The 12092-nt window shown below is 38.8% G+C and carries 9 protein-coding genes; 7 read left to right on the top strand and 2 right to left on the bottom strand.

Going from position 1 to position 12092, the window contains the following annotated elements; all coding sequences use genetic code 11:
• Positions 1-65: 65 nt before the first annotated feature.
• Positions 66-968 (bottom strand): NifU family protein, encoded by a 903-nt coding sequence (locus ABJH90_RS05505; protein ID WP_348137333.1) that lies wholly within the window; start codon positions 966-968, stop codon positions 66-68.
• A gap of 121 nt (positions 969-1089) precedes the next feature.
• Between ABJH90_RS05505 and ABJH90_RS05500 the strand changes: the two genes are divergently transcribed.
• A complete protein-coding gene (locus ABJH90_RS05500; protein ID WP_348137331.1) occupies positions 1090-2085 on the top strand; it encodes a type IX secretion system membrane protein PorP/SprF in 996 nt (331 codons plus the stop codon).
• A gap of 59 nt (positions 2086-2144) precedes the next feature.
• Here ABJH90_RS05500 and ABJH90_RS05495 read toward each other — a convergent pair whose 3' ends face one another.
• The gene (locus tag ABJH90_RS05495; RefSeq protein WP_348137329.1) at positions 2145-3320 is read right to left on the bottom strand and encodes a vWA domain-containing protein; all 1176 of its coding nucleotides are present in this window, start codon (positions 3318-3320) and stop codon (positions 2145-2147) included.
• 213 nt (positions 3321-3533) lie between these two features.
• Between ABJH90_RS05495 and ABJH90_RS05490 the strand changes: the two genes are divergently transcribed.
• The 6 genes from ABJH90_RS05490 (at position 3534) to ABJH90_RS05465 (ending at position 12081) form a co-directional block, all read left to right on the top strand.
• A complete protein-coding gene (locus tag ABJH90_RS05490; RefSeq protein ID WP_348137327.1) occupies positions 3534-5495 on the top strand; it encodes a tetratricopeptide repeat protein in 1962 nt (653 codons plus the stop codon).
• Entirely contained in the window at positions 5492-6223 is a 732-nt protein-coding gene (locus ABJH90_RS05485; RefSeq protein WP_348137325.1) for a LytTR family DNA-binding domain-containing protein, read from the top strand. The genes ABJH90_RS05490 and ABJH90_RS05485 overlap by 4 nt, the downstream gene beginning before the upstream one ends.
• A gap of 41 nt (positions 6224-6264) precedes the next feature.
• Entirely contained in the window at positions 6265-6780 is a 516-nt protein-coding gene (locus ABJH90_RS05480) for a gamma carbonic anhydrase family protein (protein WP_348137323.1), read from the top strand.
• A gap of 50 nt (positions 6781-6830) precedes the next feature.
• Positions 6831-7715 carry an ACP S-malonyltransferase gene (gene fabD, locus ABJH90_RS05475; protein ID WP_348137321.1) on the top strand — a complete coding sequence of 295 codons (885 nt, stop codon included), beginning with the start codon at positions 6831-6833 and terminating at the stop codon, positions 7713-7715.
• A 146-nt stretch (positions 7716-7861) separates the two neighbouring features.
• The gene (locus ABJH90_RS05470) at positions 7862-11086 is read left to right on the top strand and encodes a gliding motility-associated C-terminal domain-containing protein (RefSeq protein ID WP_348338058.1); all 3225 of its coding nucleotides are present in this window, start codon (positions 7862-7864) and stop codon (positions 11084-11086) included.
• An 8-nt stretch (positions 11087-11094) separates the two neighbouring features.
• Positions 11095-12081: a type IX secretion system membrane protein PorP/SprF gene (locus ABJH90_RS05465; RefSeq protein ID WP_348338056.1), complete on the top strand. Its 987-nt coding sequence runs from the start codon at positions 11095-11097 to the stop codon at positions 12079-12081.
• Positions 12082-12092: the final 11 nt, after the last annotated feature.

The raw sequence follows: 12092 nt of genomic DNA, 5'->3' as shown, positions 1-12092 counted from the left end.
ACTTCTTTTTAGTGTTACGATAAGGTAGCAAATAAAAAGGGAAGGGACAATAATTTAATGCTAAATTATCCGTTCAGCGCGACCACTTCAGACACCTTATCTCCCAGCATATTTTTTAGCATGGTTTCTATACCATTTTTCAGTGTATAGGTAGAAGAAGGGCATCCGCTACAGGCACCCTGAAGAATAACATTTACTGTTTTGCTTTCTTTCTCATAAGATTGAAAAAGTATATTTCCGCCGTCACTGGCAACTGCTGGCTTTACATATTCTTCAAGAATATTAATGATCTCCTGCGAAGTAATATCCAAGGTTTCGTTCTCTGTTTGTGCTTTAGATGTGACCATAGATTTAACAGCAACTTCATCACTGGAGACTACTTCATTTCCATCGGCAATAAAATTCCGGATCAATTCACGGAGTTCCATGGTAATCTCATCCCAGTTGGCAACCTCGTATTTGGTAATAGAAACATAGTTTTCATCCATAAAAACCTCTTTAACATAAGGCAGGTGAAATAACTTCTTAGCCAGATCAGAACCTTTTGCTTCATCAAGATTTTTAAATTCAAACATAACAGGAACTATTTTTCTATTTGCTACGAATTTCATTACGGCCGGGTTTGGCGTAATTTCTGCGTATATGGTAACAGCCACTTTCTTGTTATCATCCTCTTCATTGACAATAGGTTCCTCTGCGTTTAAATATTCAACCAGCTGTTGTGCCACCTCGTCCTTAACCGATGACCAATCTACTATATCAAAGCGTTCCAGGGCTATGAAATTCCCTGAAATATATACTGTTTTAATAAATGGAAGGTAAAATAATTGCTGAGCCAACGGAGAATTTTTTGCATCATCTATATTCTTGAATTCGAAATTACTACCATTCGTCAGAAAATGATTAGTCTCAAATTTTAAAATGGCGGGGTTTTTAGTTTCTACTACCGTAATAACGTATTCTTTCATCGTATTTGTTTTCAGCAAAAATACAACCATTTTCCCTTCCTATACATATATAATAATGTTGTATTTCATCCGTTATACTTTATATTTGAAAGAAACTGCATTAAACACGCCCTATTCTTAGATGAAAAAACTTCTGTTGATTTTATTTACATATGTGGCTTTTTCCAGCTCTTTGACCGCACAGGAAGGTATTCCTGTGTATTTTGATTATTTGGCGGACAATTATTATTTGGTATTCCCCTCTATGGCAGGTATTAGCGATGGTGGTAAAATAAGACTCACGGCCAGAAAACAATGGTTTAGCGTAGATGAGGCTCCAAGTTTACAGACACTTAGCGCAAATTACCGAATTCCGGAGAGCTCGAGTGGAGTAGGGGTGATCATTTTTAATGATGCGAATGGTTATCACTCTCAAACAGGTGCCAAGCTTACTTACGCTCATCATTTGCAATTAGGACCAGAAATCAGGATATTAAATCAGTTGTCATTCGGGTTGAGTGCAGGTTTTATTCAAAGTAGTCTTGATGAATCAGAATTCAGGTCGGTTATCCCCGATCCTATTATTACAGGTGGAAAAAATAGCGTAGGTTATTTCAATATGGATTTAGGGATGTCATATAACTATATGGAATTCTATTCAAATTTCGCAGTCTTAAACCTTTTGGGTACCGGACGAGACCTTTATACAGCCATTGAATTTGATAATTTAAGAAGGTATTTGATTAATGCTGGCTACGTATTTGGTAAAAACTTGTGGAAATATGAGCCTTCTATTCTCTTTCAATTAACAGAATTTACTGAAGAGAAAACTGTGGATATCAATGCTAAGGTTTATAGAGAATTAGGCTTTGGTACGATTTGGGCAGGTCTCTCTTACAGAAGGAGTTTTGATGGTGCTCAATTCCAGGTTGATGGTACTTTTGGTGAACAGAGACTTCAATTGTTTACTCCAATCGTAGGCATTAATTATAACAGATTTATGTTCTCCTATAACTATTCTTACCAATCCGGAGATATTAGATTAGATAACGGGGGGTTTCATCAGATTACCCTGGGTTATGACTTTGGTCCGGTCAGGGAAAACAGATATGACTGTTTCTGTCCTGGTGCAAATTAAAAAAGGGCTTAACAACGTATTCTGTTAAACCCACTTTTAATAAAATTTATAACTTTAGTTTATTCCCATTTGAACTTTTTCCCGGCCGCTTGTCTTTTTATAGCATTTAACATCGCATTTTCAAGCTCTCCCTTTTCTTGCTGGGCATGTTCGCTAATATAGATCTCCCGTTTGGCATTTAATTGCTGTATTTCCTTTTGAATCCTGGTTCTTTCTGCCTTTTTCTCACTTATAAACGCAGTAAGCTCTGCCTCCGACTTATTTCTTATTGCATTGGGTAATTCCTCCCTTTTTATTGCCGATACATCAAATTCATCATCTTCAGCTGCATCTATCAGATCCCATGACGAATTCTTATACATCCCTGAGCTTTTACTAACAGCCCGTTTCACAGCTACAGCCTCTTCCAATTCCATGGCGTTGTTATCTTGTTGGGACTGTAATTTCAGTTTTGTACTTCCCATGGCACCATAAGAAATATAAGTACGGTTCAATTTTGAATTTAGTTTAATGATAACATCATCATAAGGAGTATTTATATGAACAATCTGTTTGTTATGATCTATCGCAATATATTCTCCTCCTGTCAGGGTAGCACCCTTTTTCCAATGGGTGTTAATGCCTTGCTGATAGTTACCGCAAAATATAGTATTTACAATGATCTCCTTTTCTCTGGCATTGGCCGCAGCGTCCCTGTAATTAAGTTTCCCCTGGGTAAAAGGCTCATTTCCTGCAATAAATATCATTTTTAAATTATCAGGATTTTTTCCCCAGTCTAACTGCCGTAATGAAGTTTGAATAACTTCACCACAGTATTCCTCGCCACCATTTGTACTTAATGAAAAAAGCTTTTCGGAAATCTCATCCAAATCGCTACTGAACCCTATAACCTGTTGAATATAGCCTTCCCTTGAAGAAAGTCCGTCATTTCCATATTGGTAAAGCGCAATCTGTAGATTAGGCCTGTGTCCATTCCCGCATTTCGCATAGGAGAACTGATTCACAATATCCCATAACTGAGCTTTGGCCTGATTAATTAACCCATCCATACTATTACTTGTATCTAACAGTAGTGCAATTTTTACAGTGTTGTTATCCTTACCTTTTTTGTCAATTAAAAATTTTTCCGTCTCGATGTTATTTATTTCCTCCTTGCTTAGTGGGGCATAACCGAATGCCGTACCAAGTGTCAGACTTAAAAGTATTAGACCGATAGTGTGTTTTAAATTTTTCATAATGTTATTTTTTTAATGATAATTATTAGCTAAATGTAGGCCCGAACTTTTTCACAAAAAATGAGAAATGAGTGAAATGAGCCCTTTATTGAGTGAAGTGGTACAATGATTGCGTAAAGCCTAATAATCAAGGATAAACAGACCAGGATTTGAAATAAGGGTATTTTTTAATACCGTATAAATCAAGTAATTTTATCCCTATAAATGCAAATCATGCAAAAGAAAAGGCACCTGTTTATAGTTTTTTCCCTTATCCTTTTTATAGGCTTTTCACAGCCTCAAAAGAAGGCTGAAGATTCTGAACAAGAACCTGCTAACCGAGAAACGGCCTATATGGTTAATCTGGATTCAGCTAATTTTTATAAGAAGACTGATATTGCAAAAAGCATAGATTTTATAGCCCAGGCCATTGGAAGTCTCGGACAAAATGCTAATAAGCAGGAACTTGCTTTGGCACTTTCAAATTTGGGAGAGGTGTATCAATATCACAAGCAATACGATCTGGCTATTTCTAATTTTAAGGACGCTCAGGAAGTCAGTAAAACATCCAGGACAACTTTGTTACTCGGGAAGGCCTACATACAAGCAAAGGATTACAAAAATGCCGCAGCTGTATTACATCCTCTTGAGGACATAAAGGGTTTGGTGCCCTATCAAAGAATTGAATTGTATGAATTATTAGGCGATGTATACAAGGGGCTTGGTGAAACTAATAAGGCAATAGCCTATTATGAGGAAGGCCTGAAAGTTGCTAAAAAAAATCAGGTTAGCCCAAAAATACCCGACTTAAATTCCAAAATTGCCGATGCTTATGCTCAGGCTAACAGACTTGAAGAAGCAGAAAGTTATTATGGTAATTCACTCGAACTTTCCAGTCAACAGGCTCCGGCTCGAGCCATTCAGGAAAAGGAAAAAGTTGCAGATTTTTATAATAAAAAAAATCAGTATGACGATGAGATAAAATTGAGAAAGAAAAGCCTGAATGAACTACAGTCGCTACCGGGTACAGTTGCCAAATCAGAAGGAGCTCCCAACGAAGCTGATTCTATTACTTCACAACAGATTAATTATAAGATTGCCAATGCCTATGTTGCTCAGGATAAATACGATGAAGCCATACCCTATTTGAAAGAGAGTATTAAAGAAGCAAATATTGAAGATGACCTGATAGTGCAGAAAGATGCCACCCGAAAACTTTCTGAAATATATAGGGATAAGGGCGATTATTCAAAAGCCTTTGAAACCTATCAGAAATATGTTGCTATAGTGGATACGCTTTATCTTCGAAAAGAGCAGGAAATTTCCCGGGCTTCAAGATTTAACAGAGAAATTGCCGCTAGTCAGGGTAGAATTACCGGCCTGGAAAAGGAAAGGGAACTTACGCAGAGTAAATACGATCTGGCAGTTACAGAACAACAATTGGCCATGGAAAGTAATAAAAGGCAAAAATGGATAATTTATTCTTTGGTACTGGGAATGGTGCTTACTGCCCTGGCCGCCTACTTTTTTTACAGGAGTAACAGGCAACAGCAATATGCTAATAATTTATTGGCACTAAAGTCATTACGTTCCCAGATGAATCCGCATTTTATCTTTAATGCCTTGAATTCGGTAAATAATTACATTGCTAAAAATGACGAGCGTAGTGCTAACCGGTATTTAAGCGAATTCTCAACATTGATGAGATCCGTTTTAGAAAATTCTGAAGAAGATTTTATTTCACTTTCAAGGGAATTGGAGCTATTAGAACTGTATGTGAAACTGGAACATTCACGTTTTCCGGAGAAGTTTGATTATACTATAAATTTGGATGAACAGATTGATACTGAGGCTTTTCAAATCCCCCCAATGTTACTTCAGCCTTATATAGAAAACGCCATTTGGCACGGACTTAGATATAAGGAAGAAAAGGGATTTTTAAACATTGAAATAGAACAGGAAGAAGCAGATGTAATTCAAATTCGTATTACGGACAATGGGATAGGAAGAAAAAGGTCAAGGGAGTTAAAAACAACTAATCAGAAAAACCAAAGTTCTAAAGGCATGGGGAATATTAAAAAACGAATCGCTATTCTCAATTCTATGTATAAAGATAAAGTGATGGTTTCTGTAAAGGACCTGAACAAAGATACGACTGGCACCAGAGTGATCTTAACATTAAGAAAGGTGGTATGAAACTAAAGGCGGTTATTATTGAGGATGAAAGCAGTAGCAGGGAAATTTTGCGCAATTACCTGGATAAATATTGTAAAAATGTAAACGTGCTAGGTGAGGCGGCCAGTGTAAAGGAAGGGTTAGAGCTTCTTGCAACGACAAAGCCGGATGTTGTGTTTTTGGATGTGGAAATGCCTTATGGAAACGCATTTGATCTATTGGATCAAATGCCGGAAAGATCTTTTGAAACTGTATTTGTAACGGCTTATAATTCATATGCCTTGGAAGCATTAAACAATCATGCAGCATATTATTTAATGAAGCCAATTAACATTGATGAACTTATTAAATCAGTTTCCTATGTGGCTGAGATAAAAGAAAAGGAAAATGCCTTTGAGGACCGGATTCTAAAATCAAAACTGAATAAGGCTGAAGGTAAAATAACACTGCCACAGCAAGATGGATTTTTGGTATTAAATATTTCGGATATTCTCTATTGTAAGGCCGATGACAATTACACTGAAATTTACCTTGAAAATAAAAAATTACTGGTAAGCAAGACTTTAAAGTACTTTGAGGAGGCTCTTGCCGATTATCCTTTTGCCCGAATCCATAAATCTTTCCTCGTAAACGTAAATGAGGTCATAAAATATAGAAAAGGTAAAGGGGGGAGTGTAATCGTATCTAACGGAAAAGAATTATTGGTTTCCGCCTCTAAAAAGAAACAATTATTGTCGTATTTTGAATAACTTTCCGGGCTTTAACCGGTACCAAAAGATTACTAGTTGTTATGATTATAAAAACAGTTAATGGTAAAACGCCCCAGATAGGGGAGGATTGTTTTATCGCAGAAAATGCCACCATTGTGGGAGAAGTCACCATGGGGGATCAATGTAGCATTTGGTTTAACGCTGTAGTAAGAGGAGATGTGAATTATATCACCATGGGGAATAAAGTTAATGTGCAGGATGGAGTAGTAATACACGGCACTTATCAAAAATTTGCCACGACCATAGGGAATAACGTTTCTATAGGTCATAACGCCCTGGTGCATGGTTGCACCATAAAGGATAATGTATTAATAGGCATGGGTAGTATAATTATGGACGGTTGTGTAGTAGAAAGCAACAGTATTATTGCAGCGGGAGCTGTGGTAATAGCCGGAACCCATGTGCCTGCAGGGTCTGTTTTTGCTGGAATGCCTGCTAAAAAGATCAAGGATATCAGCGTGGAATTGAGTTCAGGTGAAATAGACAGGATTGCCAATAATTATGTAAAATATTCAGGTTGGTTTAAAGAAAATTAGTTTTTCGAACACAATTATGATTATTTTTGTTCAACCAAAAAAAGATTAAAATGAATGCATTTATTTTTCCTGGACAAGGGGCGCAGTTCTCTGGAATGGGGCTCGATATGTATGAAAAATCCAACCTGGCTCAGGAACTATTTGAAAAAGCCAATGACATACTTGGATTTAACATCACAGATATCATGTTTCAGGGTTCTGCTGAGGACTTAAAACAAACAAAAGTTACACAGCCTGCTATTTTTTTACACTCGGTAATTTTAGGTAAAATGATGGGCGAAGATTTTAAGCCGGATATGGTTGCCGGGCATTCATTAGGTGAATTTTCCGCTTTGGTATCTAATGGAGCGTTAAGCTTTGAAGACGGGTTATCATTGGTTTCACAAAGGGCAATTGCAATGCAAAAAGCCTGTGAGCTTATTCCAAGTACTATGGCGGTTGTATTAAGGCTGGCAGATGAGGTGGTGGAAAAAATTTGTGAAGAAACAGAGGGTATTGTTGTTCCCGCAAACTATAATTGTCCGGGACAATTGGTCATATCTGGTGAAATAGAAGCGGTAAATCGCGCCTGCGAGGCTTTAAAAACAGCGGGTGCGCGCAGAGCTATGATATTGCCGGTGGGCGGGGCATTTCATTCGCCTCTTATGGAGCCTGCCAGGGAAGAATTGGCTGCGGCTATAGAGAACACGAATTTTAGTAAACCTAGCTGTCCTATTTATCAGAATGTTACAACCACGGCTGTTCTAAATGTTGATGAAATTAAACAGAATCTGATCTCCCAACTTACCGCCCCGGTTAAGTGGACACAGAGTGTACAGCATATGGTTTCGGATGGTGCAACCCTATTCACAGAGGTAGGCCCGGGGAAGGTACTACAGGGACTTGTTAAGAAAATTGAGCCAGCAGCAGAAACCACATCGGCTGCATTATCTTAGGAGAATTAAGCATAGATTTAGTATTTCAACCGAAAAAGCCAGTTTTAACCCTTTTTATTAGTCTGAGGGCTACAATTTTAGTATTATTGGGTCCCTTTTTCACCTAACCTGCTTTACCTGCTATGGTTTGAATTTTTATGAATTCAATGAAGAAAAATATGGTCGTAAACCTTAGAGATAAATTTTTATTAAGGGATTTCCGAACAAAGTTTTTAAAAGGACTTTCGTTTTTTGGGCTGTTTCTGCTTTTTGTTACAAATGGGTATGGGCAATCACTTGCAAGTATTAATGATCCTGCCCCAGTCCCCGAAGGGAATATTGGTGTAACTACACTTAACTTTACTGTTACTATCAATATTGCTCCTATTGGAGAAGATGCAACTATTGAATATACCATTAGCGGAGGTATTGAGAACGGTACCGGAGGAATACTAACATTTTTAGATGGGACAACGACACTTTCCCAGGATATTACCGTTACCACAAATGGAGATACAGTTATTGAGCCTGATGAGATGGTGACTGTGACTCTGAGTAATCCGAGTACCAACGTTGTGATAATAAAAGCAGTTGGTACCAGTAGTTTTGTAGATGACGACAGCCAGATTTCCATTGGCGCTGGGGTAACACTTGACGAAGGCAACAGTGGGACGACGGTCTTTGGTTTTAGTCTAAGCCGCACGGGTGATATATCTGGAGCGGCCACGGTTAACTATGCTGTTACGGGTAGTGGTGGAAATCCGGCCAATGCAGCGGACTTTGTAGGCGGCACATTGCCTAATGGCACGGCAAATTTTATTGCTGGTTCTGCTACGGCGACTCTGAATATAAATGTAAGCGGCGATATAGTGATAGAGTCGAATGAAACTTTTACCGTTACTTTGAGCGGACCCAGTGGTGGAGCGACCCTTGGCACGAGCACTGCTATCGGTACTATAAATAATGATGACAGTTGTGCCGCTGGTTCTACTGCACCAGTTTTGAATGGGGGTGTACCTACTGATTTATGCGATAGCAGCGGACAAGACTTAGATGACTACACAAATACCCCGGCACCTCCAAATTCAGTACTTACATGGAGTACTAATTCTGACCCTTTAAATACAGGAGCACATTTAGGAAGTAGTGTTGTTACAGTATCCGATAGATACTATGGTTTTTTCTATGACGCGCTTAATGCGTGTGCCAGCCCGGTATTGCAGATAGACCTTCAATTTAATACCACACCTTCTACGGGAGGTGCCCCTGATAACATTTTTGATGCAGCTTGTAACGTTAAAAAGGGCGGTCTGGAAAAAATTAAACTTGATGATTATTTTGATGGCACCGAAGACAACGGAGACTGGATACAGGTTAGCGGACCGGAAACGGTAGATATTTCGGGCGGAGATTCTGAAGTGGATTTTAACAAGACAGAGGCAGGCACCTATATTTTCACCTATACCACTAATACCGCAGTTCCACCCTGTACAAACCAAACAGTCACGGCAACTATTACTGTAACAAATTGTGAACGAGCCTGTGATGTCGCACCACCTCAAATACTCCCAGGCGTACCTACTACATTTTGTGACGAAATAGACCCTACCATTAGTTTAGATGATTATACTGACGGCAGCGCACCAACAGGTACCATTTTAGTTTGGAGCAGAAATCCAAATCCAACAACAATTAGTGACCATTTAAGTCAGGCCGAGAAAGACAATCCCACCATTGGTACATATTATACTTTCTTTTATGACGCGCTAGATACATGTTGGAGCCCCAGTAATACCATAACTCTTGTAGTTAATAGCACACCTGTAATAACAGCCACTACAGGCGACACTCTCTGTGGGTCCGGACAGGCAGTACTTACTGTCGAGGGTAATATTCCTAACAGCCTAAATTTGCCAAATTACAACTGGTATGCCACAGAGACCAGTACGATTGTTTTATCTAATTCAGACACTTATACAACAGCTGTTTTAACCGAAACGACTTCCTTTTGGGTGGAGGCCACCGCAAATGGTTGTAATTCGGCCAGGGAGGAGGTAACCGTTACCGTAAATATTGAACCATCTCCGGGAACCCCTATAAATGGACCAGCATGTAGTGATCCGGATAACGGCCCAACAACCGTTGATCTTGATGATCGGCTTACAGGGGCCGATGCCGGTACCTGGGCAATTACAACAGACCCATCCGACGGAAATGTTGTTATTGACGGGCAGAATATGGTAGACTTTACGGGGCTTCCAGATGGAGATTATGTATTTACCTATACTACTTCAGGAGCTGTGGCACCTTGTACGAACCAATCGGTTGAGGTAACGGTATCTGTGAATGATTGTAGTGCAGGTTCTGATATAGATCTTGAAATAACTAAAACTGTAAACGCTCCAATTGTCCAAATTGGGCAGGAAGTGATTTTTACGGTTACTGTAAATAATCTGTCCGATAGTTCGGTATTGAATATACTTATCAGTGATGCTTTACAAAGTGGGTTTAACTATTTATCTGAAACCGCTTCACTAGGGGTATATGACACTATTTTGGGAGAATGGACAATTGGTGAATTACTACCTTTGGAAAGCGCTACCCTGGAAATTACCGCAGTAGTTTTAGATCAGGGTGATTATTCTAATACTGCCTCGCTTGTGAGTTCTTTTCCGGAAGATAGCAATGATACAAATAACGAGGATACCGTAACTCTAATTATTGGTGTGCCTGAAGAGGCAAATTTATTAATTGAAAAAACTGTTGAGGGTGCAAACCCATTGGTAGGAGAAGAAGTTGTTTTTACAATTGTAGTTACCAACCTATCATTAGAGGGCACCGTATCTCAAATTGTGGTTGAGGATATAATACCGGACACTGTCGATACTGAGTTCGAATATTTGTCTCATACTACTGATTTAGGCGATTATACGAGAGCTACCGGCTTATGGGAAATACCCAGCTTAGCACTAAATCAGCAGGCGGCATTGCGGATTACCGTAAGGGTTCCCAGAGCAGGTATTTGGGGCAATACCGCAACTATTCTTAGTCCTCCCCTGGTTCCAGGCGCAGATCCGGAAGCATTTGCCCGGGTTAATGTAAATGAACCAACAAATACGGAACCTGGCTTCCTCTTTAATCAGTTTTCACCAAATGGGGATGGCACAAATGACCTTCTCAAAATTAATAACCTGGAAGAATATCCAAACAATTACCTTCAAATTTTTAATAGATATGGAAATAAGATATTTGAAGCTCAGGGCATGACAGACGGCAATACCTGGGATGGAACAAGAAGTGGGGAACAGGTAGCTTCAGGCACCTATTATTATGTGCTGGATTTAGGAGATGGTTCAGAAATTAGAAAAGGCTGGATTCAGCTCATAAGATGATGAAAATAATGACTTGTACCACAAGTAAATCTTTAGTTCGGAATGTCTTTTTATTACTAGGCTTTTTACTAGTAATGTTTAATAAGAGTTATTCCCAGCAGGAACCGCAGTACACCCAATATATGTACAATATTGGTAGTTTTAACCCTGCCTATGTAGGCACAGTAGAAAACATGGATATTACTGGCCTGTACAGGGCGCAATGGATAGATATTGAGGGAGCTCCCAGGACCATCAGGTTTGGGGTAAATTATCCTTTTGAAAATGAGAAGATGGGGCTTGGTTTTAATGTTCAAAGTGATCAGTTGGGCCCAACAACAAATACTTTTGTAGATATTTCTTACTCATACCAAATAAATGTTTCATCTAACACCAAATTATCTTTTGGGATTGATGTGGGGGGTTCATTTTTAAATGTCGATTTTTCTAAAGGAAGTTTTGAGAACCCCGGAGAGCCAATTCTAGGACGAGAACAAATCAATGAATTTTATCCCACGGTAGGGGCCGGGTTATTTTTATATCAGGACAAATGGTACCTTGGTGTATCAGCACCCAACTTTTTGCCTGGCGGCCTTTATAATGATGATGTAGCTCAGGTTTTAGATGATAACTTACAGTTTAATTTTATCGGGGGTTATGTTTTTGATTTATCTGAAAAGCTTAAATTTAAACCTGCTTTTTTAGCAAATTTTATTTCGGGAGCACCGGTAACTGCAAATTTATCAGCTAACTTTCTAATTAATGATGTGTTGACTGCTGGGGCTTCTTATAGGTTTGATAATGCGATAAGCGGTTTGGTAGGATTTCAGATATCCAACAGCATGTTTGCTGGATATTCTTACGATTATAATACCAATCCAATAGGTCAATATAATAATGGTTCACACGAAATAATACTTAAGTTTTATGTTGGAAGGGGTAGTAAAACTAAAAAGGATAAAATCGAGAATCTTAAGGGCAAACCAAAACAAATAGATTCACCAAGGTTTTTCTAAACGTATAGGCA

It is taken from the genome of Eudoraea sp. (genome assembly GCF_039969275.1).
Taxonomy (GTDB): Bacteria; Bacteroidota; Bacteroidia; order Flavobacteriales; family Flavobacteriaceae; genus Eudoraea.
This window is presented reverse-complemented; position numbering and strand designations above follow the sequence as displayed.